This window comes from Nonomuraea sp. NPDC004702 (assembly GCF_053601695.1).
This window is the reverse complement of sequence record NZ_JBSGCE010000009.1, coordinates 47,398-70,120: the sequence shown is the minus strand read 5'-3', so window position 1 is coordinate 70,120 and position 22,723 is coordinate 47,398. Positions and strand designations below refer to the sequence as shown.

At 70.0% G+C, this 22,723-nt stretch carries 26 protein-coding genes, 2 tRNA genes and 1 other RNA gene; 15 read left to right on the top strand and 14 right to left on the bottom strand.

Annotation, left to right across the window (positions count from 1 at the left end; genetic code table 11):
* The first annotated feature begins 133 nt into the window (after positions 1 to 133).
* Positions 134 to 883: a hypothetical protein gene (locus tag ACWEJ6_RS14325; RefSeq protein WP_452423897.1), complete on the top strand. Its 750-nt coding sequence runs from the start codon at positions 134 to 136 to the stop codon at positions 881 to 883.
* A gap of 146 nt (positions 884 to 1,029) precedes the next feature.
* On the opposite strand, the gene ACWEJ6_RS14320 is transcribed toward ACWEJ6_RS14325, so the two are convergent.
* The 5 genes from ACWEJ6_RS14320 to ACWEJ6_RS14300 form a co-directional block, all read right to left on the bottom strand.
* Positions 1,030 to 2,088 carry an aspartate-semialdehyde dehydrogenase gene (locus ACWEJ6_RS14320; protein ID WP_352362183.1) on the bottom strand — a complete coding sequence of 353 codons (1,059 nt, stop codon included), beginning with the start codon at positions 2,086 to 2,088 and terminating at the stop codon, positions 1,030 to 1,032.
* Positions 2,085 to 3,359: an aspartate kinase gene (locus ACWEJ6_RS14315; RefSeq protein ID WP_352318411.1), complete on the bottom strand. Its 1,275-nt coding sequence runs from the start codon at positions 3,357 to 3,359 to the stop codon at positions 2,085 to 2,087. The genes ACWEJ6_RS14320 and ACWEJ6_RS14315 overlap by 4 nt, the downstream gene beginning before the upstream one ends.
* Before the next feature lie 87 nt (positions 3,360 to 3,446).
* Positions 3,447 to 3,977, bottom strand: coding sequence for a DUF5063 domain-containing protein (locus ACWEJ6_RS14310; RefSeq protein WP_352362187.1), 531 nt, complete (start codon positions 3,975 to 3,977; stop codon positions 3,447 to 3,449).
* Positions 3,970 to 4,569 (bottom strand): recombination mediator RecR, encoded by a 600-nt coding sequence (gene recR / locus ACWEJ6_RS14305; protein ID WP_125640516.1) that lies wholly within the window; start codon positions 4,567 to 4,569, stop codon positions 3,970 to 3,972. The genes ACWEJ6_RS14310 and recR overlap by 8 nt, the downstream gene beginning before the upstream one ends.
* Before the next feature lie 2 nt (positions 4,570 to 4,571).
* Complete coding sequence (locus ACWEJ6_RS14300) at positions 4,572 to 4,922, bottom strand: YbaB/EbfC family nucleoid-associated protein (RefSeq protein ID WP_125640519.1); 351 nt, start codon at positions 4,920 to 4,922, stop codon at positions 4,572 to 4,574.
* A gap of 495 nt (positions 4,923 to 5,417) precedes the next feature.
* On the opposite strand from ACWEJ6_RS14300, the gene ACWEJ6_RS14295 reads away from it, so the two are divergent.
* Positions 5,418 to 6,674, top strand: a complete 1,257-nt coding sequence (locus tag ACWEJ6_RS14295) for a GAF domain-containing protein (protein ID WP_452423894.1) — start codon at positions 5,418 to 5,420, stop codon at positions 6,672 to 6,674.
* Between the two features lie 24 nt (positions 6,675 to 6,698).
* On the opposite strand, the gene ACWEJ6_RS14290 is transcribed toward ACWEJ6_RS14295, so the two are convergent.
* Together ACWEJ6_RS14290 and ffs are read right to left on the bottom strand one after the other, a co-directional pair.
* Positions 6,699 to 9,053 carry a DNA polymerase III subunit gamma and tau gene (locus ACWEJ6_RS14290; protein WP_452423892.1) on the bottom strand — a complete coding sequence of 785 codons (2,355 nt, stop codon included), beginning with the start codon at positions 9,051 to 9,053 and terminating at the stop codon, positions 6,699 to 6,701.
* A 31-nt stretch (positions 9,054 to 9,084) separates the two neighbouring features.
* Positions 9,085 to 9,180, bottom strand: an RNA gene (ffs, locus tag ACWEJ6_RS14285) — signal recognition particle sRNA small type.
* A 106-nt stretch (positions 9,181 to 9,286) separates the two neighbouring features.
* On the opposite strand from ffs, the gene ACWEJ6_RS14280 reads away from it, so the two are divergent.
* Together ACWEJ6_RS14280 and ACWEJ6_RS14275 are read left to right on the top strand one after the other, a co-directional pair.
* Positions 9,287 to 9,374, top strand: a tRNA-Ser gene (locus ACWEJ6_RS14280).
* Positions 9,375 to 9,469: 95 nt separating this feature from the next.
* Entirely contained in the window at positions 9,470 to 10,252 is a 783-nt protein-coding gene (locus ACWEJ6_RS14275; RefSeq protein WP_452423890.1) for a class I SAM-dependent methyltransferase, read from the top strand.
* Positions 10,253 to 10,262: 10 nt separating this feature from the next.
* On the opposite strand, the gene ACWEJ6_RS14270 is transcribed toward ACWEJ6_RS14275, so the two are convergent.
* Positions 10,263 to 10,682 (bottom strand): SRPBCC family protein, encoded by a 420-nt coding sequence (locus ACWEJ6_RS14270; RefSeq protein ID WP_452423888.1) that lies wholly within the window; start codon positions 10,680 to 10,682, stop codon positions 10,263 to 10,265.
* A 36-nt stretch (positions 10,683 to 10,718) separates the two neighbouring features.
* Positions 10,719 to 11,729, bottom strand: a complete 1,011-nt coding sequence (locus tag ACWEJ6_RS14265) for an aldo/keto reductase (protein WP_452423886.1) — start codon at positions 11,727 to 11,729, stop codon at positions 10,719 to 10,721.
* Between the two features lie 16 nt (positions 11,730 to 11,745).
* Between ACWEJ6_RS14265 and ACWEJ6_RS14260 the strand changes: the two genes are divergently transcribed.
* Both ACWEJ6_RS14260 and ACWEJ6_RS14255 read left to right on the top strand, forming a co-directional pair.
* Entirely contained in the window at positions 11,746 to 12,987 is a 1,242-nt protein-coding gene (locus ACWEJ6_RS14260) for a low temperature requirement protein A (protein WP_452423884.1), read from the top strand.
* Between the two features lie 50 nt (positions 12,988 to 13,037).
* Positions 13,038 to 13,514: a hypothetical protein gene (locus ACWEJ6_RS14255; RefSeq protein ID WP_387671730.1), complete on the top strand. Its 477-nt coding sequence runs from the start codon at positions 13,038 to 13,040 to the stop codon at positions 13,512 to 13,514.
* A gap of 7 nt (positions 13,515 to 13,521) precedes the next feature.
* Here the strand turns inward: ACWEJ6_RS14255 and ACWEJ6_RS14250 are convergent, their stop codons facing one another.
* Entirely contained in the window at positions 13,522 to 14,163 is a 642-nt protein-coding gene (locus ACWEJ6_RS14250; RefSeq protein WP_397212521.1) for a LysE family translocator, read from the bottom strand.
* Positions 14,164 to 14,251: 88 nt separating this feature from the next.
* On the opposite strand from ACWEJ6_RS14250, the gene ypfJ (ACWEJ6_RS14245) reads away from it, so the two are divergent.
* The 4 genes from ypfJ (ACWEJ6_RS14245) to ACWEJ6_RS14230 all read left to right on the top strand — a co-directional run bounded on the left by ypfJ (ACWEJ6_RS14245) (position 14,252) and on the right by ACWEJ6_RS14230 (position 16,891).
* Entirely contained in the window at positions 14,252 to 15,211 is a 960-nt protein-coding gene (ypfJ, locus tag ACWEJ6_RS14245) for a KPN_02809 family neutral zinc metallopeptidase (RefSeq protein ID WP_387671734.1), read from the top strand.
* 53 nt (positions 15,212 to 15,264) lie between these two features.
* Entirely contained in the window at positions 15,265 to 16,122 is an 858-nt protein-coding gene (gene ypfJ, locus ACWEJ6_RS14240; protein ID WP_358291277.1) for a KPN_02809 family neutral zinc metallopeptidase, read from the top strand.
* 45 nt (positions 16,123 to 16,167) lie between these two features.
* Positions 16,168 to 16,464: a type II toxin-antitoxin system VapB family antitoxin gene (locus tag ACWEJ6_RS14235; RefSeq protein WP_352318431.1), complete on the top strand. Its 297-nt coding sequence runs from the start codon at positions 16,168 to 16,170 to the stop codon at positions 16,462 to 16,464.
* 109 nt (positions 16,465 to 16,573) lie between these two features.
* The gene (locus ACWEJ6_RS14230; RefSeq protein ID WP_452423880.1) at positions 16,574 to 16,891 is read left to right on the top strand and encodes a hypothetical protein; all 318 of its coding nucleotides are present in this window, start codon (positions 16,574 to 16,576) and stop codon (positions 16,889 to 16,891) included.
* Positions 16,892 to 16,931: 40 nt separating this feature from the next.
* Here ACWEJ6_RS14230 and ACWEJ6_RS14225 read toward each other — a convergent pair.
* From ACWEJ6_RS14225 to ACWEJ6_RS14210, 4 genes are all read right to left on the bottom strand, one after another.
* Positions 16,932 to 17,021, bottom strand: a tRNA-Ser gene (locus ACWEJ6_RS14225).
* A gap of 10 nt (positions 17,022 to 17,031) precedes the next feature.
* Complete coding sequence (gene tadA, locus ACWEJ6_RS14220; protein WP_397155899.1) at positions 17,032 to 17,469, bottom strand: tRNA adenosine(34) deaminase TadA; 438 nt, start codon at positions 17,467 to 17,469, stop codon at positions 17,032 to 17,034.
* Positions 17,470 to 17,483: 14 nt separating this feature from the next.
* Positions 17,484 to 17,960 (bottom strand): tRNA adenosine deaminase-associated protein, encoded by a 477-nt coding sequence (locus ACWEJ6_RS14215; RefSeq protein ID WP_387671735.1) that lies wholly within the window; start codon positions 17,958 to 17,960, stop codon positions 17,484 to 17,486.
* 19 nt (positions 17,961 to 17,979) lie between these two features.
* Complete coding sequence (locus ACWEJ6_RS14210; protein WP_387671736.1) at positions 17,980 to 18,495, bottom strand: tRNA adenosine deaminase-associated protein; 516 nt, start codon at positions 18,493 to 18,495, stop codon at positions 17,980 to 17,982.
* Between the two features lie 149 nt (positions 18,496 to 18,644).
* Here ACWEJ6_RS14210 and upp point away from each other — a divergent pair, with 149 nt between their 5' ends.
* The 5 genes from upp to ACWEJ6_RS14185 all read left to right on the top strand — a co-directional run bounded on the left by upp (position 18,645) and on the right by ACWEJ6_RS14185 (position 22,719).
* Positions 18,645 to 19,283, top strand: a complete 639-nt coding sequence (gene upp / locus ACWEJ6_RS14205; RefSeq protein ID WP_387671738.1) for a uracil phosphoribosyltransferase — start codon at positions 18,645 to 18,647, stop codon at positions 19,281 to 19,283.
* 210 nt (positions 19,284 to 19,493) lie between these two features.
* Positions 19,494 to 19,718, top strand: a complete 225-nt coding sequence (locus ACWEJ6_RS14200) for a hypothetical protein (RefSeq protein ID WP_352318442.1) — start codon at positions 19,494 to 19,496, stop codon at positions 19,716 to 19,718.
* 252 nt (positions 19,719 to 19,970) lie between these two features.
* On the top strand, positions 19,971 to 20,504 hold the full coding sequence (locus ACWEJ6_RS14195; RefSeq protein ID WP_352318446.1) for a PH domain-containing protein: 534 nt from the start codon (positions 19,971 to 19,973) through the stop codon (positions 20,502 to 20,504).
* Between the two features lie 96 nt (positions 20,505 to 20,600).
* Entirely contained in the window at positions 20,601 to 21,944 is a 1,344-nt protein-coding gene (locus ACWEJ6_RS14190) for a helix-turn-helix domain-containing protein (protein WP_452423877.1), read from the top strand.
* 100 nt (positions 21,945 to 22,044) lie between these two features.
* Positions 22,045 to 22,719 carry a FadR/GntR family transcriptional regulator gene (locus tag ACWEJ6_RS14185; protein WP_352318450.1) on the top strand — a complete coding sequence of 225 codons (675 nt, stop codon included), beginning with the start codon at positions 22,045 to 22,047 and terminating at the stop codon, positions 22,717 to 22,719.
* The last annotated feature ends 4 nt before the right edge of the window (positions 22,720 to 22,723 follow it).

The window sequence follows — 22,723 nt, the reverse complement described above, 5'->3', positions numbered from 1 at the left end:
CGTGGTGGCGCTCCTCGGCATTCAGATCACCATAATCGCGCTGGCGTCGGCCGCTTCCGCCGCCTCCCACCCATCAGGTGGAGAGCGGGTTCAGGCGCCAACACCGTTCAACCGTCCTGACGAGACCGGGGGGATGCTCGACCTGTCCCTGTGGTTCCCGGAGGGGATCGACGGACCGTGGACCAACATCCGGCAGGCCGCCGTCGAGGCGGCCGTGGCGGAGACATACCAGGTCGAGCAGCACCAGGCGGACCCCGCGTCCGCCAAGTCACAGCTGTCGAAGGAGGACTCCGAGGAGACGGAGGACGCCTGGGCCGAGGCCGAGGACGCGTTCGCCGCGCAGTCGGACATGCAGGACCACGCCGAGCGCTCAGAAGCCGTCACGAGGCCCGCGAGCGTCGAGGAGGCGGTGGCGCCTCAGAGCCGGCCGCAGAGGTCGCAGAAGCGATCTCAGCTTGATCTGGCGCGTGTGCTGCCCAGGCAGGCCGCCATGCACATGACCCACGCCCTGGCCGCCCGCTGGCTCAAGAGCTCGGGCCTGCGCACGAAGTCGTCGGGCCACTGTACGAGCCGCCACATGCACCACTGCACCTCGCTCGACTCCGTAAGGGCCGGCACGATCGCCCGGATCATCGACCTCAAGCATGACAGCGGCTGCCCGGTCATGGTGACCGGCGGCACCGAGGCGGGTCACGCGCCCGGCCAGTACAGCCACGGAAACGGCTACAAGCTCGACATCACGCACAACGCGTGCATCGACCGCTACATCACCAGGCACCACCGCAAGACGGGGGTCCGCGGCGACGGCGCCGCGCTCTACCGCTCCGCCACCGGAACCGTCTTCGCCAACGAGAGCAGCCACTGGGACATCCTCTTCCGGTGACAGGCCCCGCCCGCGGGAGAACACGCCCCGCCGGGAAAGCACGAATCGCCGGGAGACGCGACCCCTCGGAGAAGGCAACAGAACCCTCCGGGAAAACGCGAAGGACGCCGCACACCCGCACGGCGTCCCCACGGAGTCGGGCCGGGCTACAGCTCGGAGGCCACCAGCTCGGCGATCTCAGCCGCGTTGAGCGCGGCGCCCTTGCGCAGGTTGTCGCCGCAGACGAACAGGTCGAGCGTGTTCGGGAAGTCGATCGCCTGGCGGACGCGGCCCACGTAGGTCGGGTCGTTGCCGACCACTTCGAGCGGCGTCGGGAAGACGCCGTTGGCCGGGTCGTCCATCAGCACCACCGTCGGCGCCGCCGAGAGCACGCGGTGGGCGTCCTCGACCGTGATCTCACGCTCGAAGCGGGCGTGCACGGCCAGCGAGTGGGTGGTGATCACCGGCACGCGGACGCAGGTCGCCGAGACCTTCAGGTCGGGGATGCCGAGGATCTTGCGCGACTCGTTGCGCAGCTTGAGCTCCTCGGACGCCCAGCCGCCGTCCTTGTACGAGCCCGCCCACGGCACCACGTTGAACGCGATCGGCGCCGGGAACGGCGACTCGTCGGGCAGCTTGCCGGCCAGCGCCTTGCGCACGTCGCCGGCCGTCTGGCCGAGCGAACGGTCGCCGGCCAGGGCCTCGACCTCGTCGTAGAGCCGGGCCGAGCCGGCCACGCCCGCGCCCGACACCGCCTGGTAGGAGGCGACGACGAGCTCCTTGAGCACGTACTCGGCGTGCAGCGCGCCCATGGCCGCCATCATCGACAGCGTGGTGCAGTTGGGGGTCGAGATGATGTTCCTGGGCCGCTGCCGCGCGTCGAGCGGGTTGACCTCGGGCACCACCAGCGGCACGTCGGGCTCCATGCGGAACGTGCCGGACTTGTCGATCGCGATCGCGCCGCGCTCGGCCGCGATCGGCACCCACACGGCCGACACCTCGTCGGGCACGTCGAAGATGGCGATGTCGATGCCGTCGAAGACCTCGGGCGCGAGCGCCTGGACCACGACGTCCTCGCCGCGCACGCTCAGCACCTTGCCCGCCGAGCGCGGGGAGGCGACGAGACGGATCTCGCCCCAGATGTCCTCCCGGCTGGACACGATGTCCCGCATGACGGTGCCGACGGCGCCGGTGGCGCCGATCAGGGCGAGATTGGGCCTGCTCATCGTCCGCTACCTCCGTAAACCACAGCTTCGACCTGGTCGGCGTCGAGATCGAAGGCACGGTGGGCGGCCGCCACGGCCGCGTCGACACCGTCCTGCTCGACGATCACCGAGATGCGGATCTCCGAGGTGGAGATCATCTCGATGTTGACCCCCGCGTCGGCGAGGGCCGCGAAGAACGTCGCCGTGACGCCGGGGTGCGAGCGCATGCCCGCGCCGATCAGCGACACCTTCCCGATCTGGTCGTCGAAGAGCAGCGACTCGTAGCCGATGCGGCCCTGGATCTTCTTCAGCGCGGTCAGCGCCACCTGGCTGTCGGCCGTGGGCAGCGTGAAGGAGATGTCCGTGCGGCCCGTGGCCGCGGCCGAGACGTTCTGGACGATCATGTCGATGTTGATCTCGGCGTCGGCCAGCGTTTTGAAGATCGAGGCAGCCTCGCCGACCTTGTCGGGGACCCCGACAACAGTGATCTTGGCCTCGCTCCGGTCGTGCGCGACGCCGGAGATGATCGGCTGCTCCATCTCGGTTCCTTCGGTGTAAGGGTCGGAGACGACCCACGTGCCTTCCGTGGTGCTGAACGAACTGCGTACGTGGATCGGCAGGTCGAACCGCCGAGCGTACTCGACGCAGCGCAGATGCAGGATCTTCGCGCCGCAGGCCGCCATCTCCATCATCTCGTCGTACGAGATCTTGGGGATCTTGCGGGCGACGGGCACGATGCGGGGGTCGGCCGTGAAGATGCCGTCGACGTCGGTGTAGATCTCGCAGACGTCGGCCTCCAGGGCCGCCGCGAGCGCGACCGCGGTGGTGTCGGAGCCGCCGCGGCCCAGCGTGGTGATGTCCTTGGTGTCCTGCGAGACGCCCTGGAACCCGGCCACGATCGCGATGTGGCCCTGGTCGAGCGCCTCACGGATGCGGCCCGGCGTCACGTCGATGATGCGCGCCTTGCCGTGGGTGGAGTCGGTGATCACGCCGGCCTGCGAGCCGGTGAACGAGCGCGCCTCGTGACCGAGGTTGGCGATCGCCATGGCCAGCAGAGCCATCGAGATGCGCTCTCCGGAGGTCAGCAACATGTCGAGCTCGCGGCCCGGAGGCAGCGGCGACACCTGCTCGGCCAGGTCGAGCAGCTCATCCGTCGTGTCGCCCATCGCGGAGACGATCACGACCACGTCGTTGCCGGTTTTTTTCGTCGCGACGATCCGCTGCGCGACCCGCTTGATGCAGGACGCGTCGGCGACGGACGAACCACCGTACTTTTGCACAACGAGCGCCACGAGAGTCTCCCGGTCTGGACTGTGAACTGCCAGTCTACTGGGGGCCTCTTATGGGCCTGATGGTTCATACCACTATGTGGATGATCATCACACGGTGGTGGCTTCCTCCGCCACGTCGAGCCGCGAGTGCGCGGCGAGGGCCTGCAGCGCGCGCATCGCCGCGCCCGCGTGGTTGCCCCAGGTGTTGAAGTAGGAGTACTGCCACCACCACAGCGCCTCGTGCGGACGGCCCGCGTGGAAGTGACGCAGCCCGTGGATGAGGTCGGCGGCCACCGCGGTCAGGTCGTCCGACAGCCGGTACGGCGTGACCGACGTGTCCTTGTACGGGTCGAACACCTCGGCGTAGTCGTCGACCGCCTCCAGCCGCTCGGCCAGCGCCGTGCGAACGCCGTCGATGTCGGGGTCCTCGCTCATCGGCGGCTCGTAGTTGCCCGACAGGATCACGTCGCGGTTGGCGCCGAGCTTGGCGCCGGCCAGGCTCACCTGCGCGACCTCCACCAGGAGCAGCGACCAGATCGCGTCGCCGCCCTCGCCGCCGGCGACCCTGGTCAGGCCGTCGACGTAGTTCTGCGCGTGCGCGGCGATCTCTTCGGCCAGCACATCCCACATATCAGACATCCAGGAGCCTCCGTCCTTCGAAAGCACGGCCCAGGGTCACCTCGTCGGCGTACTCGAGGTCACCGCCCACCGGCAGGCCGCTGGCGAGTCGTGTCACTTTGATGCCCATCGGCTTGACCAGACGGGCGAGGTAGGTAGCGGTCGCCTCGCCTTCGAGGTTGGGGTCGGTGGCGAGGATGAGCTCGGTGACCCGCCCGTCGGCCAGGCGCGTCATGAGCTCGCGGATGCGCAGGTCGTCGGGGCCGATGCCGTCGATCGGGCTGATCGCGCCGCCGAGCACGTGGTACGTGCCGCGGTACTCGCGCGTCTTCTCGATCGCCACGACGTCCTTCGACTCCTCGACCACGCAGATGACGTGCGTGTCGCGCCGCGGGTCACGGCAGATGCGGCACTCCTCCTCGGAGGCCACGTTGCCGCACACCCGGCAGAAGCGCACCTTGTCCTTGACTTCGAGCAGCGCGTGCGCCAGCCGCTTGACGTCGGCCGGGTCGGCCGCCAGCAGGTGGAACGCGATGCGCTGCGCGCTCTTGGGACCGACCCCGGGCAGCATGCCGAGCTCGTCGATCAGGTTCTGGACGACCCCTTCGTACATGCCTAGAACCCTGGCAGCTGTCCGAGTCCGCCGCCGCCCAGACCTTGGGCGAGCGGGCCGAGCTTCTCCTGCTGCAGGTCGGCGGCGGCGCGCACCGCGTCGCGGACGGCCGCGATCACCAGGTCGGCGATCGTGTCGGCGGTGTCCTGCGGGTCGGCCGCGTCGATCACGCTCGGGTCGATCTTGAGTTCGAGCAGCTCACCTGAGCCGTTGACGACGGCAGTGACCATGCCGCCGCCCGACGAGCCCTCGATCTGCGCGTCGTTGAGCTCCTGCTGGGCGCTCACAAGCTGCTGCTGCATGAGCTGAGCCTGCTCCAGCAGCTGCTGCAGGTTGACATCCCCTGGGTTCACCGTCGTGCGCTCCTCGTGGCTCCGGTTCTTGACTGCCACGAGCCTACGGTGTTTGGGCGGCGTCATGTACTGGGAGGGCTCCCCATGTTTCCCTCCAGGCCATTCGTCACGGACCTTTGTCATGGCCGGATCTCGGCCCCCCTCCAGTGTCCGAGACCCGGCCATCACGTCGGACGGAGCGGCCGCACCACGCCGACGCGTGTTTCGGAACGGTAGTGCGCCCAACGTTGCACACACGTTGCGTTCATTCAATCACCCTACGCAATCCCCCTGAACAGCTTGCGCATATCGCCGCCAGGACGGATGCTCGTTGTTGACTACTTGGAGTGACCGATGAGTTACGGCCATCTCGATGCGTACTCCCGTCTTCTACGCGGAGCACACGAAGCGGCGGCTACCGGGCAGAGCTCGCCCGATTCGCCCCGCACCCTGATCACGGCCTCGTGGCGGCGATCGCTCGCGGCGGGGATCGACCCGGATGGCCGGAGCGCCCCTTTGGTCTGCGAGTCCTCCGACGTCGTCGAGATCCGCGAGGCTCATCCGCTGCGGCCGCTGCTGCCCCTGCTCGCCCAGACGCTCGCCGGCCTGGCCGACGAGGCCGAGCACGTCATGATCGTCACAGACCGTGACGGGCGAGTGCTCTGGCGTGAGGGCAAAGGCGGCATCCTGCGCGATGCGGACCAGGTGGGCCTGGCCGACGGCCATCACTGGGGCGAGTGCATGGCCGGCACCAACGGCATCGGCACCGCGCTCGCCACCGGCCGGCCGGTGCACGTCTACTCCGAGGAACACCTGATGCGGGTGCTGCACGTCTGGTCGTGCAGCGCGGCGCCGATCAGCGATCCGGAGTCGGGCGACGTCATCGGCTGCGTCGACGTCAGCGGCATCGCGCGGTCCCTGCATCCGGCGACGGTCGCCCTGGTCGGCGCGACGGCCAGGCTCGCCGAGTCGCAGCTCGCCGTACGGATGCACGAGCGCGACGAACGCCTGCGCCGCCGCTACGAGTCGCTGCGCAACCGCGGCGGCATCCTGCTGTCGCCCACGGGCCGGGTCATCTCGGGCGATCCCATGGGCCGCCTCGGCGCCCGCCTCCCCCTGTCCGGCCAGCGCATGATCCTGCGTGACGGGAGCGTCGCCTTCCTCGAACCCTTCTGCGACGGCTACCTCCTGCGCGACACGCCGTCCGCGACGCCGCCCACCCTGCGCCTGACCTGCCTGGGCGAGGGCACCCCGACGGCCGACCTGGGCGAGCGCCCGCGTCCGCTCTCACTGCGCCACGCCGAGATCCTCGCCCTGCTCGCCCTGCACCCGCAGGGCCTGTCGGCCGACCAGCTCTCGTTCCACCTCTACGGCGACGACGGCAACCCGGTGACGATCCGGGCCGAGATCCACCGGCTGCGCGGTCAGCTCGGGGAGGTGCTGGCGGCGAAGCCGTACCGGCTGGTCTGCCCGGTCGAGGCGGACTTCCTCGGCGTGCGCCGGCTGCTCGACTCGGGCGACACCGCCGCGCTGGCCCGCGCCTACCCCGGGCCGCTCCTGCCGCGCTCGGAGTCGCCGGACATCCGGCGCGAACGCGAGGAGCTCGAAGCCCAGGTCCGCGCGTGCCTCCTGCGCCACGGCTCGCCCGACGACCTGTGGACCTACGCCCAGACGCCCAACGGCCGCGACGACTACCAGATCCTGGAACGCCTGTCGGCCCTTCCGCCCACGGACCCCCGCTCGGCCGCCGCCCGCGCCCGCCTCTTCCCCTGACAGCCGTCCAGAGGGAGCTTGCGGTCAGGTGTGGTCGATCTCGCCGATGACCTGGGCGCCGAGCTCGCGTTGCAGCAGGGCCATGCCGGAGACGGCGTCGACGTCGGCGTCCGCGTCGTTCAGCGGGTCGACGTCGTCGGCGTCGGCGGCCTTGTCACGGCCCGGGATCGCGCTCGGCCACGCCGCCGTGCCACCCGCGCGGGACGCCGGGGTGCGCGGACCCGCCTGAGCGGCCGCCTTGGCGGCCGACCGCGCGGCGGCCAGCCCCGCTCCGACCGGCGCGGCGGCGGGCTGCCGGGCGGTCACGGTCTGGGTGGGGTCGGGGCTCGGCGGGGAACCGGGGCTGAGGTCGTCGGGCGCGTCGGGCCACGACTCGTCGGTGGTCGGGCGCGCGGACTCGGTGGCCGGGCGTGCTGACGCGGCGGCCGGAGGTTGGCCCGGGTCCTGGGAGCCCTGGTCGTCCTGGGAGCCGCCGTGCGAGCCGGACCGCCCCTGGGAGGTCGCCTGGACGCCCGTCCCGCCCTGCGGGCTGGTCGTCGCCTGGCTCGCGGCCGGGGCCGCCTGGGGAGCCGGGGCGCCGTGGCCGCCCGACGGCGGCTGCTGGCGTGCGGGGCCGCGGGTGGCCTGGGGCGCCGGAGAGCCGCCGACCACCGCCTCGACCCGCCAGGTGCCGCCGAGCACGTCGCCGAGCGCGGTCGCCACGACGGCGTCCTTGCCGCCGCCGGTGAAGTTCTTCATCGCGCCGACCTGGCTGAACCCGAGCGTGACCAGGTTGCCTTCGACGCCCACGACCTGGGCGTTCGTACTGACGTTGGCCCAGACCACGATGCTGCGCTGCTTGAGCGCGGCCAGCACGGCGGGCCACTGCTGCTGCATGCCGCCCGCCCCGCCCGCGACCGGGCCCGCCGCCGCGGGCGCCTGAGCGACAGGCGCCTGAGCGACGGGTGCGGGCGCGTCGGAGGCCGGAGCCGCCGCCGAACCGGGACGTACGGGCTCGGGCCAGTCGTCGGCCCCGCCGCCCACCGGCCCCTGTCCACCGGCGGAACCGTTGCTCCCCGCGGGCGTCGCAGGCTCCGGAACCGCCGCGTCGCCGCCGACCGGCGCCGCCGTACCGACGGAGACAGCCGGGGGCGCGACGGGAACGTGCACGTCGTGGCCGCCGCCCGGGGCAGCCGGACGGGGGATCGTCACCGCGCCCGCCCTGGAGGCCATCTGGGCGACCGTGCCGCCGCGCTCCAGACGTTCGAGCCGGGCGAGCAGGGACGCCTCGCCCTGCGAGGCGCCCGGCAGCAGCACGCGCGCGCACATCAGTTCGAGCAGCAGCCGCGGCGAGGTGGCGCCGCGCATCTCGGTGAGCCCCGCGTTGAAGATCTCGGCCGCACGGGTGAGCTCGGCCGGCCCCATCGAGGACGCCTGCCCCACCAGCCGCTCCAGCTCGTCGGCGGGACGGTCGAGCAGCCCGCTGGACGCCGCCTCGGGCACGTTGGCCAGGATCACCAGGTCGCGGAAGCGCTCCAGCAGGTCGGAGGCGAAGCGGCGCGGGTCGTGGCCGCCCTCGATCACCCGGTTGACCGCCTGGAACACCTGGCCGCCGTCGCGCGCGGCGAACGCGTTGACGACCTCGTCGAGCAGGTCGCCGTCGGTGTAGCCGAGCAGGGAGACGGCCTTGGCGTAGGTGATGCCGTCGTCCTCGGCACCGGCGAGGAGCTGGTCGAGGATGGAGAGCGAGTCACGGGCCGAGCCGGCGCCCGCGCGGACGACCAGCGGCAGGGCGGGCGGCTCGAAGGGCACGCTCTCGGAGGTGAGGATCTCCTCCATCAGCGCCTTGAGCGTCGCCGGCGGCATCAGCCTGAACGGGTAGTGGTGCGTACGCGACTTGATCGTGCCGATGACCTTTTCCGGCTCGGTCGTCGCGAAGATGAACTTCAGGTGCGGCGGAGGCTCCTCGACGAGCTTGAGCAGCGCGTTGAAACCCTCGCGGGTCACCATGTGCGCCTCGTCGATGATGTAGATCTTGTAGCGCGCCGACACGGGCGCGAAGAAGGCACGTTCGCGCAGGTCACGCGCGTCGTCGACGCCGCCGTGGGAGGCCGCGTCGATCTCGATGACGTCGAGGTGGCCGGGGCCGGTCGGGGCGAGCGCCACACACGACTCGCAGGTGCCGCAGGGGTCGGGCGTCGGGCCCTGCTCGCAGTTGAGGGAGCGGGCGAGAATGCGCGCGCTGGAGGTCTTGCCACATCCGCGGGGGCCGCTGAACAGGTACGCGTGGTTGATGCGGCCCGTACGCAACGCCTGTCGCAGCGGATCTGTGACGTGTTCCTGACCCTTGACCTCGGCGAAGGTCCCGGGTCGGTACTTGCGGTAAAGCGCAAGGCTCATGCGACCATCCCGCCTGCGAGGGGGCTCTCAACGAAGAGACCCCCCGCACACCCGCCAGAGCCCGCTTATCCTTGCTGCCTTCCGGCCCTGGGGAGGTTCACAGGATGACGCCGCGCGAGGGGTCCCTGGACAGTCTAACCGGCCTCAGCAGTGCTCGCTCCACGGTTCGGGTTGAGCATGTCCTGGAAAAATCGCGGTCACCGCAGTGCCGGAAGTCCGGTAAGCTCGTCGGCGGAGGATTCGCCTAGTGGCCGAGGGCGCACGCTTGGAAAGCGTGTATAGGGCAACCTATCAGGGGTTCAAATCCCCTATCCTCCGCCAGTCCAGAAGGGTCATGCCAGGTCAACGGCATGGCCCTTCTGGCGTTGTGTCGTTCTTCGGACGCCTCGACCGGCCGGTCTTCTATGGTCCGGTTCATGGAGGATGTGTTCGGCAGTGCCGCGCCGTACTACGCCAGGTACCGTCCAGGCCACGGGCAGGCGACGACTGAGCACCTGGCGAAGACGTTCGGCGCGGGCAGCCGGGTGCTGGATCTCGGCTGTGGCCCCGGGACGATCGCGATCCCCCTGGCGCGGCGGGTCGGGGCCGTGCTCGCCGTGGATCCGGCGCGGGAGATGCTGGCGGAGGGCAGGCGGCTGGCCGGGGGCGTCGCGAACATCGTCTGGCTGCGTGGCGACTCGACCGGTCTGGGGGCGTTGCCGCCGTTCGATCACGTGGTGATGGGACGGTCGTTCCACTGGATGGACCGCCGGTCCGTGCTGGTGGAGCTGGACGCGCTGCTGCCGCCCGGCGGCGTGGTGGCACTGGTCGGCCCCGCGAGGCGGCACGGTGAGCCGTGGCAGCCGGACGCGCAACCGTGGCAGCCGATCGAGAGACGGGTGTGCGAGGAGTTCGGCCTCGACATCCACACCGCCGCCAGTTCGTTCCACGCCACCGGCGAGCACCACAGCGGCGTGCTCGCCGCCTCGCCCTTCAGCAGCCTGGACTCCCGGGTGTTCAGCCGACGGCTGACGTGGGACGTGGACGGACTGATCGGGCTCCAGCTCTCCTACTCCTACAGCTCGCCCGCAAGGCTGGGCGACCGGCTGCCCGCCTTCGTGGAAGCACTGCGACGGGCGCTGCTCGCCGGCAATCCCGCGGGCCGGTGGGAGCAGCGGCTGACCACCGAGGTGCTGGTCGCCAGGCGCCCGGGGCGCTGAGCCGGTCGGGTCAGGCGGTCAGGGAGCCGTGCAGGGCGTCGAGGCCGTCACGGAAGATGGTGGTGAACAGGGCGACCGCCTCGCTCTCGCTCACCCCCACCGGGGTGAAGCAGCCGGACCACTGCACCTCGGCGGCGTCCTCGCGGCCGGGGATCGAGTGCACGCGCAGGGTGGAGAGGTAGCCGGTGACCGGGAAGGGCGCTTCGATGATGGAGTAGGTGTAATGGCGCTCGGTCTCGCTGAAGTGCATGAGGCGTTCGACGATCACCTCGCCGTCCGGGTTCGCCAGCCGGCGGACGCGGCCGCCTTCGAGCATGGTGCTCTCGGGAATGTAGGGAAGCCAGTCGGGCAGGGAGTGGAACCCGCCGATGAGGTCCCAGACCCGCTGCGGGGACGCGGGCAGCACGCGGCTGACCGAGGTCGATGCCATGGTCGTTCTCCTGTGTCGGTGCGGTGGGTACGAGGCTCAGGCGCCGCCGGGAAGGGGCGCGTCGGGGCTGACCAGGCCGAGGGCGCGCAGCTCCTGCCAGAACGCGGCGGGCACGTCCTCATTGAGTGCGGCGACGTCCTCGGCGATCCGGCTCGGACGGGTGGCGCCGGGGATCGCCGCGACGGCCGCCGGATGGGCGAGGGAGAACTGCAGGGCGGCCGCCTTGATGCTGACCCCGTACCGCTCGGCGAGCGCCTTGATCTTCCCGACGCGCTCGACGATCTCCGGCGGCGCCTGCTGGTACTCGAAATGGGTGCCGCCGGCGAGCACGCCGGAGCTGTAGGGCCCGCCGACGACCATGCTGACGTCCTGCTCCTCGGCCATGGGCAGCAGCCGTTGCAGGGCGTGCGCGTGGTCGAGGAGCGTGTAGCGGCCGGCGAGCAGGAAGCCGTCCGGCTGGGGCTCGTCCAGGGCGAGGGTCAGCTCGATCGGCTCGGTACGGTTGACGCCCAGCCCCCAGCCCTTGATCACGCCTTCGTCGCGCAGCCGGGCCAGCACCCGGAAGGCCCCGGTACGGGCCTCCTCGAACTTCCGCAGCCACAGGTCGCCGTGGAAGTCCTGGGCGATGTCATGGACCCAGACGATGTCCAGCCGGTCGACGCCCAGACGCTTGAGGCTGTCCTCGATCGAGCGCTCGGTGGCGGGGGCGGTCCACTCGTCGAGCATCCGGTTGGGTCGGCCGTGCTCGAACAGCCCGCCCTTCTCCCCCAGTTCCCGGTCGCCGCTCTCCACCTCGTCGAGGATGACCCGGCCCACCTTGGTCGACAGGACGTAGGAGTCGCGCGGCTTGCCGGACAACAGGCTGCCGAGCCGGGACTCGGCCAGGCCGGCGCCGTAGAAGGGGGCGGTGTCGTAGTAGCGGATGCCCTGCTCCCAGGCGGCGTCCAGGGTGGCCCGCACCTCCTCCTCGGGGATCGCGCGGAACATGTTGCCGAGGGGGGCCGTGCCGAACCCCAGCCGCCCGGGAAGAACTCCGGTGAGTGACATGACTTCTCTTCCTCCAGTGGCGACGACCGTCCGGGTTCCCATCCCCCGCAGGCGGAACGTCGCACGTCGAGGGGGTAAAGAGCGGTCCTGGCGGCCGGACGTCCTTCTTTACGCGGGTTCGGCAGGCGCCGTCTCCCCGCTGGAACTCTTCTTCGACCTGGTCTTAGTCTTCGCCGTCGGACAGCTCGCCGAGCACCTGCACGCCGAGCTGTCCTGGCGCGGCGCCGCCGAGACCGCGGTGATGCTGGTCGCGGTTCTCAGCACGTGGGTGCTCACCAGCTTCGACGCCACCTTCCTGGACATCGCCCGGTCCAGGACCCGCGGGCTGGTGCTGGTGGTGATGGGTCTGGGGCTGTTCATGAACGCGCAGGTCCCGCACGCGTTCGGGGACCGTCCGTGGGCGTTCGTGGTGCCGCTGGTGGTGATCCTGGTCCTGACCGGCACGACGGCCGCCGTGAGCGCGTCGGTGGCCGTCCTGCGCAGCCACTATCACCGGGTGCTGGTGTGGGCCGCGGTCTCGATCCCGCTGTGGCTGGCCGGGGCCGCGGCGGAGCACGGGCCGCGGCTGCTCTGGTGGGCCGCGGCCGCCGCGGTGGACCTCGCCGGGACGTGGCTGAGACACCCCCTGCCCGGCCGGGTCTTCCCGTCCCGGTATTTCGTGTTCGACGCCGAGCACATGGTGGAGCGCATCCGCCTGTTCCTCATCCTGCAGCTCGGCGAGACGGTGCTGACCATCGGTTCGTCGATCTCCAGCGCCGCGGTCGACGCGCCGACGGTGGCCGCCGCCTTCGGCGTGTTCGTCGCGCTGGTGTGCCTGTGGGCCACGTACTTCCTGGGCGGCGAGGAGATCGTGACGCGGCAGATCGCCACCACGACGGACCCGATGCGCTCGGTCCACCGCGCGGTGAACGGCACGTACGGCACGCTGACCGGTCTGGTGGCCCTGGCGGTCGGGGCCGCGCTGGCGATCGGCCGCACCACCGGGCCGGGCAGCGTCCAGCTGAGCCTGCTGCTGTTCGGCGGCCCGATCCTGTACCTGGTCGCGCAGGCGTGGTGGTACTACGTCACCACGGGCCGGGCGTGGGCGGCCCGGCTCCTCGCCTGCGGCGCCTGCGCCGTCGCCGGGCTCGCGGCGCGCCGGCTGCCGCCGCTGGTGTCCGTGCTGATCCTGGACGTCATCCTCGTGGTGCTGGTCCTCGCCCTCACCCGGGTGCACCGCCAGGTGGCCGAGACGCTGAACCCCGATGACGGTGCCTGATGGCCGTCACGGGTGGCGGGAGCTGGAATCGTCAGGATATCTTGACGGTTATGACTCTGAGCACGCCCGAGCTTCCCGGGCACGAGGGTTTCGTCGCGCCCGTCCTGCCCGACGGGGAGCTGGCCTCGTCGTCCAGCGCCTTCACCAGGACGTTCGTCGGGTATCAGGCCGCCTGTTCGTGCGGGTGGACCGATCGGCGGCGGTATCCGGCGACGCCGGAGGGGGCCAAGGAGGCGGAGTACCGGTGGTGGAGCAGGCACACGCCGCCGCTGCTCGCCGCCGCCCCGCCCAACTGGCTGGTGATCAAGTCGAACCTGCTGTGCGAGCAGGTCGTCAAGCTCGCGGCCGATCGGCCGCTGGCCGCGCTCACCCTGCTGTCGCAGGTGGAGAGCTGGCAGCGGACGCTGCTCGACCAGGCCGTCGCCGGGGCGCGGGACAACGGCGCCTCCTGGGCGGAGATCGGGGAGGCCATGGGGATCTCCAAGCAGGCCGCCCACGAGCGCTTCAGGGCCCAGGTGAGCCAGTAGAGCCCGGTCAGGCCGGCACGAGCGCCTTGGAGCGGTCGGCGACCATCCGTACGGCGAAGACGCCGAGCACGGTCCCCATCGCGTACCGCTGCACCCGCAGCCACACCGGATGCCGGGCGAGGAAGGCGGCGAGGCCGCCGGCCGAGATCGCGATCAGCGCGTTGACCAGCGTGCCGATCGCGATCTGCACCGAGCCGAGCGCGAGGCTCTGCAGCAGCACGTGCCCCATGGCGGGGTCGATGAACTGCGGCAGCAGCGACAGGTACAGGATCGCGATCTTGGGATTGAGCAGGCAGGTGAACAGCCCCATGGCGAACAGTTTCCGCGGCCTCTCGACCGCCAGCTCGCGCGGCTGGAAGACCGAGGCGCCGCCCGGCCTGACCGCGTTCCAGGCCATCCAGAGCAGGTACGCGGCCCCGGCCAGCTTGAGCGCCGTGTAGGCCACCGGCACGTACGCGAACACGGCCGTCAGCCCGAGGCACGTCGCCGTCAGGTACGCCATGAACCCGAGCGCGACGCCGACGAGCGAGATCAGCCCGGCACGACGCCCCTGGCTGATCGAGCGGGAGACCAGATAGATCATGTTCGGTCCGGGCGTCAGAACCATGCCCAGGGACACCAGCGCGATCCCCACCAACCCACCCGTCATGGCGGCAGATTAGCTGACAAATGGCAGGAAATCACAGTCCCACACATTGCCTTGCGTAATCGACCGACTACGGGGGATGACACAGGGCATGCAGTTCGACGACGACGCGCCACTCGACCCCTCACAGGTCGAGGACGTCCGGGCCTCCGGCTCCCAGCCCGGCCGGGGCGGCGGCGGCTGGGGCGGGATGCCGGGCGGCGGCTGCATGTTGCCCATCGGCGGCCGTGGCGGCGGCTGCCTGCTGCTGGTCCTGGCGGTGGCCGGGCTGTTCCTGTTCAAGCTCGCCCCCACGCCGTTCAGCGGCGACGAGGGCGGCGAGCAGGGCGGCGCACGCTACCCGAGCGCCCCCGGCCAGCTCTCCCCCAGCGGCAACCTGGCCGAGCGCTGCCGTACGGGCGCCGACGCCGACCAGTCGGAGGACTGCCGGATCGTCGGCACGGTGAACAGCATCCAGTCCTACTGGCGGCAGGAGTTCAAGGAACGCGACCAGCAGTACACGCCGGCCAAGACCGTGCTGTTCTCGCGGGCGGTGAACACCGGCTGCGGCCCCGCCGACTCGGCCGTGGGCCCGTTCTACTGCCCGCGTGACCGCAAGGTCTACCTGGACCTGGCCTTCTTCGACACGCTCCAGCGCGACTTCGGCGCCGAGGGCGGCCCGTTCGCCCAGGCGTACGTGGTCGCCCACGAGTACGGCCACCACGTCCAGAACCTGCTCGGCACCATGGACAAGGTCGGCAACAACAGCCGGCCAGGCGCCGGCAGCGCGTCCGTGCGCCTGGAGCTGCAGGCCGACTGCTACGCCGGCGTCTGGGCGCACAACGCGGTCAAGACGGGCTTCTACCGCGAACCGTTCTCGCAGGCCGACATCAACCAGGCCCTCGACGCCGCCGCGGCGGTCGGCGACGACAGCATCCAGCGCCGCTCGCAGGGCCGCGTCACGCCCGACGCGTTCACCCACGGCACCTCCCAGCAACGCGAGAAGTGGTTCAGCGTCGGATACGACAGCGGCCTCCCGGACAGATGTGACACCTTCTCGGATGGCATCTAGGCGCCCTCCCGGGGAAGCTCTCTAGCGGGCAGCACCCAGAAGGGACGTCAGATATGGATTTCAAGGACGACGTCAACCTCGACTCGTCGCAGGTCGAGGACGTCGGCGGTCGCGGTGGCGGCGGGTTCTCGGGCGGCGGCTTCCCCGGCGGCATGGTCCTCGGGGGCGGCGGCATCGTCGGCCTGATCGCCTTAGTGCTGGTGTTCGTGCTCAACAACCTCGGCGGCGGGGGCGGCGACGCCGAGCCGGCGCAGAAGCAACCCCCGGCCAAACTCGCCGAGGAGTGCAAGACGGGCAAGGACGCCGACCAGTCGGAGAAGTGCCGCGTCGTCGGGGTGGTCAACAGCATCCAGGACTACTGGAAGCAGGAGATCCCCGACTACCGGACGTCGAAGACGATCCTGTACTCCGGCAGCCTCCGCACCGGCTGCGGCGCGGCCAGCTCCGCCGTCGGGCCGTTCTACTGCCCGAGCGACCAGCGCGTCTATCTCGACCTGAGCTTCTTCGACCAGCTCCACAGCCAGTTCGGCGCCAAGGGCGGCCCCTTCGCCCAGGCGTACGTGATCGCCCACGAATACGGCCATCACGTCCAGGACCTGCGTGGGGCCCTCCAGTCGGACACCGGCAGCTCGGTCCCCGTCGAGCTCCAGGCCGACTGCTACGCGGGCGTGTGGGCGCACAACGCCGTCCGCACCGGCTTCTACGAAAAGGCCTTCACCCAGACGGAAATCGCCGAGGCACTGGACGCCGCGGCCGCCGTGGGCGACGACAGAATCCAGCAACGCACGAGCGGCAGAATCGATCCCGAATCGTTTACGCACGGCTCGTCCGAGCAACGCGTCAACGCCTTCCAGCGCGGCTACCAAAACGGCCGGCCGGGCGAGTGTGAACAGTCTGAGCTGGGCCGATAGCCCTGGACAACGCAGCAGGTCGAATTCTCTCCTAAAATGAGGTGGGTGATCTTCAAGCTCGTCGGCGACGGACGCCCTTATCCCGAACACGGTCTGACGAACCGAGAGTGGGCGCAGATCCCTCCCAGGCAGGTCCGGCTCGACTCGTTGATCACCACGAAGGCCATGCTGGACCTGCACTCGCTGCTCGCCGCGGACTCCACTTTCTACGGCGACCTGTTCCCGCACGTCGTGCAGTGGCAGGGCGAGCTCTACCTGGAGGACGGCCTCCACCGGGCCCTGCGCGCGGCCCTGCACCAACGGTCGATCCTGCACGCCAGGGTCCTGGATCTGCCCAACTGAAACGCGCCGGAAAAGGGAGCCGCCATTCGCGGCTCCCTTTTTCATGTGTCAACCTGATCGACGTGCCGTGTGTCACGTCCGCGTCTTTCAACATCATTCGGAGAATGCCGTGTCGTATCCACCGCCACACGGGTCGTGGCCGCCACCCGGATACGTCCCGCCGTCCTACTACTCGCAGCCGCCGGCGCACGAGTACGTCGAGGAGCCAGGGCCGCTCGACAATCGCAACCTGATCGTGCTGCTGGCCATCGGACTGCCGCTGCTGCTCCTGAGCGCCTGCGGCGCGCTGTTCTTCGTCCTGACCGACGACGGCCGTCCGGAGACCCGCGGCGGCGGGACGGTCCAGACGCAGGTCGTCGAGGACAGCCCGCCGGACGTCCAGCTCAACCTGAATCCGCCGGCCGACGGGCCCACCCAGCAGCCCTGAGGGCAAAAGAAAAGGGCCTCCGAGGTCGTCGGAGGCCCGCTGGCGGTGGTGGTGGGATTTGAACCCACGGATGAGTTGCCCCATCACACGCTTTCGAGGCGTGCGCCCTCGGCCACTAGGCGACACCACCGCGGACGAGCTTACCGGATTCTCCGAGTAGCGAAGAACGTCTTGAGGACGGCAGAGCATTCTTCGGCCAGGACGCCCATGACGACCTCGGGCCGATGGTTGAGCCTGCGGTCGCGTACGACGTCCCAGAGCGAGCCCACGGCGCCGGCCTTGGCGTCGACGGCACCGTACACGATCCGGTCGACCCGGGCGAGCACGGACGCGCCCGCGCACATCGTGCACGGCTCCAGCGTGACCACCAGCGTGCAGCCGCTCAGCCGCCACTCACCGCGCAGCGCGGCGGCCCGCCTGAGCGCCAGCACCTCGGCGTGCGCGGTGGGATCCGCGGCGGACTCGCGGTCGTTGCCGGCCGCGGCCAGCACCTCGCCCAGCGGGCCGAGCACGACGGCGCCGACGGGGATCTCGCCCCTGCCGCCGGCCGCGACGGCCTCGGCCAGGGCCAGGCGCATCGCTTCCTCGTGGGTCAACGCAACCGGTCGAGCTCGTCGGCGAACGACAGCCGTTCGGCGATCACCGAGAGGACGTCGGCGGGCAGCAGCCCCTCCTCCATGCTCAGCTCCAGCAGCTCCTCGGCGCTCACGCCGAGGTCGCTGAGCAGCTCGAAGTCACCGGCGGGACGCACGCCGAGCCCGTTGCCCTCTTTGTCGGGGGCCACGCCGGCGAACTCGGCGAACAGCTCGCCCATGCTGTTGGAGGTGATCGCGTGCACGTCCGACAGGAACACCCGGGGCTCGTCCTCGCCGCGGTAGCGGGCGATGGCGAACCATTCGTCCTCGACCTCGACGCAGAGCAGGGCCAGCTCGTCGCCCGTCAGGCCCAGGGTCTCGATGACGGCGTCACCGAAGTCGTCGACGATCTCCGCGTGGCGCAGATCGACCTCTGCGCCGGTCCAGCCGTCGGAAGTCCTGACAAAAGCCGCAGAGAAGGTGTTGGACGCCATGCCCGCACTCCAGGGGGGTTCAGCCGAAGACCGATTCGATGGCACGCTCGAACGGCTCGGAGAAGCCGAGTCGCGCGGCGATGCTGGACAGCACATCTTCGGGGAGGAGATCGATGTCGCCGGAGAGGATGCCCAGCTCCATCTCGTCCAATCCGAGATCGGCGAAGATCGACAGATCTCCCGCCGGCAGCACGGTCTCCTCGTCCTGGAGGATCTCGTCGAGCTCCTCCTCGTCGGGGACCGGCACGTCGAGGTAGTGCAGCACCTGGCGGGCGAGGGGGAAGTCCCAGGAGGCGGCGATGTCGGACAGGAAGACGTCGACCCGCTCGCCGAGCACGCGCAGCGCCACGAAGAACTCGTCGCCGACGGCGATCAGGCCGATGGTGCCGCTCTCGCTCGGCTGCTGCCTGAGGGCCTGGATCAGGCCCTGGAGGTCGGACGTGAGCGTGACGGGCAACAGCTCAGCGTGCCACCGCTCGTCCTCGCGGTAAATCACTATGGCGAAGTCGAGCGCATCTTCGTCTGTCATCGCCATCCCCACCCGAGCCTCTGACACGACAGGTTCGCACCAGACCCCAATCGTTCCAGAACAGGCCACGCGGCGTGTGCTTCTCCGACCAAATTGTGATCAAAACCAAAGGCCCGGGATGCCACCACTCCGTCCACCGGATACCGTTGGGCGCTATGGAAACCCTCGTCGTCGACCATCCGCTCGTGGCCCACAAGCTCACCACGCTGCGCGATGTCCGCACCGACTCCCCGACCTTCCGCAGGCTCGCGGACGAGTTGGTGACGCTGCTGGCGTACGAGGCGACGCGCGACGTCCGGGTCACCGACGTCACCGTCCAGACCCCGGTCTCCCCCGCCCACGGCGTGCGCCTGGCCAAGCCCCAGCCGCTCGTCGTGCCCATCCTGCGCGCCGGGCTCGGCATGCTCGACGGCATGACCCGGCTGCTGCCCACCGCCGAGGTCGGCTTCCTCGGCATGATCCGCAACGAGTCCACCCTCCAGGCCGAGACGTACGCCACCCGCCTGCCCGACGACCTGTCCGGGCGTCAGTGCTTCGTCGTCGACCCGATGCTCGCCACCGGCGGCACGCTCGCCGCGGCCGTGCAGTTCCTGTTCGACCGGGGCGCGGTCGACGTCACGGCCATCTGCCTGCTGGCCGCCCCCGAGGGCCTGGCGTACATGGACAAGGCGTTCGCCGGCTCCGGCAAGCCCATCCGCGTGGTCACCGCCGCCCTCGACGAGCGGCTCAACGAGAACGGCTACATCGTCCCCGGCCTCGGCGACGCCGGCGACCGCCTCTACGGCGTGGTCTGACCCTTCCATCGGCTTCCCTTCTCCTTACGCTGGGTCGTCACTTCGTTACATACTGTGGTTGGGTGGGTACGAAGAGACAGGAAGGGAACTTCCGCATGCGCGTGGGGGAAGCACGATGAGCGACATGCCCGGTGCCGAGGAGTCCTCGTGAACGAGCGACCGACCGGCAACAGCAGTGCCCCGTCTCATGCGACCAGCACAGGAGGGCGCATGAGCGAGCACACCGAGGCCGACCCGACCCCGTACGCGGAGGTCGAGGCCGCGCTGCGCGACGAGTTCGCCGGCGTGCATTCCTCCACCACCGTAACCCGCTGTGTGGAAGCAGCGCACTACGGCGCGCTGGAGGTCACCGGCTATGCGCATCCGAGCCTTGTGGAGCGCATCGCCCGGAAGCACCTTCACGTCCTGGCGCTGGTCGCCAGCGAACGTGGCTAAGCAAGATCAAAACTAACCCGCCAAGTTACCTTTACCCCGGCTACCGGGTGGGTAATGTATACGGCGGGTGGAGTGGGTTAGTGGCACGGAGGCGACAGTGCAGGTCAAAAAAGTCCTCACATACAGTGGGATCGCATTTGTGGCGTACTACCTGTTCGCACGACCAGCTGATGCCGCAGACGCGGTGAAGGGGGCGTTCGACACGGTGTTCAACGCGGCCGACTCTCTGGCCCAATTTGTGAACAACCTCGCATGAGACTGGTGACCCACGGGGACTCTGCTCCGTCGTCGGTCAACCGCTACCTCCTCCCCAACGAACAACAGGTCATCATGGTGCGGCGTCATCCCGCCGTGCTGCTGCGCCCGGTCGCCGAGGTCTTCGGCGGCCTGGTCATCGCCGGGCTCCTCAGCAAGTTCTTCGGTGGAGGGGAGTCCGGCGGCACGGCGCTCGTCGTGGTGTGGTGGCTGTGGCTGCTGCTGCTCGTGCGTTTCGTGTGGAAAGTCGCGGAGTGGTCGGTCGATTACTTTGTGGTGACGTCCAAGCGGATGTTGCTCACCACCGGGTTGATCACGCGCAAGGTCGCGATGATGCCGCTCGGCAAGGTCACCGACATGAGCTTCCAGCGATCTCTCCTGGGCCGCATGCTCGGTTACGGCGAGTTCATCCTCGAGTCCGCTGGTCAGGACCAGGCTCTGTCAACGGTCGAGTACATTCCGTATCCGGAGACCCTCTACCTGGAGGTCTGCCAGATGCTTTTCCCCAGCAAGGACGACAGCGACGATTAATCTCCGCGCGGCAAATTCTTCACGCGGGGATACCAGATTCGGCTACTTCATGCAATCATTGCGTGTTGTTGACCCTTCCCCGCCTTGAGAGATGAGATGCCGAGTCAGGGAACCATCGGTGACCGCGTCCGTGGACTGCGGCTGAACAGGCGGATGTCTCAGGCCCAGCTGGCCGGACCCGACCTGTCTGACAGTTATGTCTCGCTCATCGAGTCGGGCAAGCGTACGCCGACTCCTGTCGTGGCCCGCCTCCTCGCCGAGCGGCTGGGATGCACCACCGAGTTCCTCCTGCACGGCATCGAGCCGCGACAGCGCATCGACACCGAGCTGGGTCTTCGCCATGCCGAGCTGGAGCTTCAGCACGGCGACCCCGCGGTGGCGGCCGACCGCTTCACGGAGATCGTGAAGGCGGCCGACGAGGAGAACGCCATGCTCACCGCGCACGCCCGCTTCGGCCGGGCCCGTGCGCTGGAGGTCCAGGGGCGTCTCGGCCAGGCCGTCGAGGCGTTCGAACGGCTGCGCAGGGAGGCCGCCGCGCATCCCGAGCGGCTGGCCGACCTGCCGCTCACGATCGCGCTGAGCCGCTGCTACCAGCGAGCCGGCGACCGGCTGAGGGCCCGCGACCTGGCCGCGGCCGCGCTGGAGCAGGCCGAGCGGCTGTCCATCTCGCAGGGCGAGATCGCGGTCGACCTGGCCACCGCTCTGGTCGAGGCGCGCAGCGAGCGTCAGGGCGACTCCCCCGAGCTTGAGTACGTCAAGCGGGTGCTGGACAACAGCGGCGTTCCTGAAGTTATGGACCGTTCCGAGGAGATCCACGCCCTGTGGCAGGCGAGCACCGCCGCCGCCGCCGGTGAGGACTCCGCGCTGGCCGTGCGCCTGGCCGACGACGCCATCATGGCCGGTCGTCAGTCCCGGCTCGCGCTGCAGCTCGCGCGGGCGGCCATGCACTGGTCCAGGCTGGTCACCGCGCCGCTCGACGAGGCCGAGCGGCTGGCCGCCGCCGCGTCGCGGGCGTTCGCGTCCTCCCCCGGCAGCGTCCGCGAGCACGGCGAGAGCCTGGTCGCGCACGCTCGGGTGCGGCTGCGGGCTGGCGACCAGGCGGGTGCCGCCGAGCTGGCCACCACGGCGCTGGGGCTGGCCCACGACGGTTCGGGCACCACGCCGGCCGAGGCGAACCTGGTGCTCGCCACCGTCGCGCTCGACCTCGACGGCAGTGCCACGACGCAGCTCCGTACCGCGCACGAACTGCTCGACTCGCTCGACCGTCCGGTGTTCGGGTCCGACAGGCAGGCCGCCCGCTGCTGGCGCGAGCTGGGTGACCTTTACGGGAGGGTCGGGGCAAGAGCACAGCAGACCGCCGCATATCGTAAAGCCCTTGAAGCTGCCGGAGTTCGCTCCGCGTTGGCAGGGGTGACGGTCGAGGCCACGGTCGCGCACTGAACCTCCGGGAGCTCCAGATTTGGACTTTTGAGTCTGGAATAATTAGGGTCGACCAGTCATTGACTCATAGGATGATTGGTTTCCCCGGAGGAGGCGGACTGTGAGTCTGCGTACGGCGCAGCGGGCTTCGCTCGTCGACCAGGTGATCGATCAGCTCAAGGAGCAGATCACCTCAGGGTCGTGGCAGATGAACGGCAAGATCCCCACCGAGACCGTGCTCGCCGAGCAGCTCGGAGTGGGACGCAACACCGTTCGCGAGGCCGTGCGCGCGTTGACGCACGCCGGGCTGCTCGAGTGCCGTCAGGGGGACGGCACTTACGTCCGGGCGACCAGTGAGCTGTCCGGGGCGATGCTGCGCCGGCTGCGCCAGGCCGAGCAGCTGGAGATCCTTGAGGTGCGGCGCGCGCTGGAGGTCGAGTCCGCCCGGCTGGCCGCGACCCGCCGCACCGACGAGGACATCCGCCGCATCGAGGCCGCGCTGGCCGAACGCGACCGCGCCTGGGAGCTGGACGACCCCGACTTCTTCGTCGAGGCCGACCTCGCCTTCCACATGGCGGTCGCGCACGCCACCCACAATCTCGTGCTCATCGACCTCTACGAGGACTTCTCGGCGGCTCTGCGGGCCAGCATCACGGCCGCGGGCACGTCGTTCAACAAGAGCTACATCCCGCACGACGCCATCGCCCGCGCCATCGCCGCCGGCGACGCCACCGCGGCCGAGCGGGCCGGGCACGCGTGCATGGAGCACATCCTCATCGCCCTCACCGACTCCTGACCGG

What these genes read in the sequence shown, in the direction of transcription:
- ACWEJ6_RS14325 (WP_452423897.1), top strand. Translation starts at nt 134, where the DNA reads ATGCTCGACCTGTCCCTGTGGTTCCCGGAGGGGATCGACGGACCGTGG.
- ACWEJ6_RS14320 (WP_352362183.1), bottom strand. Translation starts at nt 2,088, where the DNA reads ATGAGCAGGCCCAATCTCGCCCTGATCGGCGCCACCGGCGCCGTCGGC.
- ACWEJ6_RS14310 (WP_352362187.1), bottom strand. Translation starts at nt 3,977, where the DNA reads ATGTCTGATATGTGGGATGTGCTGGCCGAAGAGATCGCCGCGCACGCG.
- recR (WP_125640516.1), bottom strand. Translation starts at nt 4,569, where the DNA reads ATGTACGAAGGGGTCGTCCAGAACCTGATCGACGAGCTCGGCATGCTG.
- ACWEJ6_RS14290 (WP_452423892.1), bottom strand. Translation starts at nt 9,053, where the DNA reads ATGAGCCTTGCGCTTTACCGCAAGTACCGACCCGGGACCTTCGCCGAG.
- ACWEJ6_RS14275 (WP_452423890.1), top strand. Translation starts at nt 9,470, where the DNA reads ATGGAGGATGTGTTCGGCAGTGCCGCGCCGTACTACGCCAGGTACCGT.
- ACWEJ6_RS14270 (WP_452423888.1), bottom strand. Translation starts at nt 10,682, where the DNA reads ATGGCATCGACCTCGGTCAGCCGCGTGCTGCCCGCGTCCCCGCAGCGG.
- ACWEJ6_RS14265 (WP_452423886.1), bottom strand. Translation starts at nt 11,729, where the DNA reads ATGTCACTCACCGGAGTTCTTCCCGGGCGGCTGGGGTTCGGCACGGCC.
- ACWEJ6_RS14255 (WP_387671730.1), top strand. Translation starts at nt 13,038, where the DNA reads ATGACTCTGAGCACGCCCGAGCTTCCCGGGCACGAGGGTTTCGTCGCG.
- ACWEJ6_RS14250 (WP_397212521.1), bottom strand. Translation starts at nt 14,163, where the DNA reads ATGACGGGTGGGTTGGTGGGGATCGCGCTGGTGTCCCTGGGCATGGTT.
- ypfJ (WP_387671734.1), top strand. Translation starts at nt 14,252, where the DNA reads ATGCAGTTCGACGACGACGCGCCACTCGACCCCTCACAGGTCGAGGAC.
- ypfJ (WP_358291277.1), top strand. Translation starts at nt 15,265, where the DNA reads ATGGATTTCAAGGACGACGTCAACCTCGACTCGTCGCAGGTCGAGGAC.
- tadA (WP_397155899.1), bottom strand. Translation starts at nt 17,469, where the DNA reads ATGCGCCTGGCCCTGGCCGAGGCCGTCGCGGCCGGCGGCAGGGGCGAG.
- ACWEJ6_RS14215 (WP_387671735.1), bottom strand. Translation starts at nt 17,960, where the DNA reads ATGGCGTCCAACACCTTCTCTGCGGCTTTTGTCAGGACTTCCGACGGC.
- ACWEJ6_RS14210 (WP_387671736.1), bottom strand. Translation starts at nt 18,495, where the DNA reads ATGGCGATGACAGACGAAGATGCGCTCGACTTCGCCATAGTGATTTAC.
- upp (WP_387671738.1), top strand. Translation starts at nt 18,645, where the DNA reads ATGGAAACCCTCGTCGTCGACCATCCGCTCGTGGCCCACAAGCTCACC.
- ACWEJ6_RS14200 (WP_352318442.1), top strand. Translation starts at nt 19,494, where the DNA reads ATGAGCGAGCACACCGAGGCCGACCCGACCCCGTACGCGGAGGTCGAG.
- ACWEJ6_RS14195 (WP_352318446.1), top strand. Translation starts at nt 19,971, where the DNA reads ATGAGACTGGTGACCCACGGGGACTCTGCTCCGTCGTCGGTCAACCGC.
- ACWEJ6_RS14190 (WP_452423877.1), top strand. Translation starts at nt 20,601, where the DNA reads ATGCCGAGTCAGGGAACCATCGGTGACCGCGTCCGTGGACTGCGGCTG.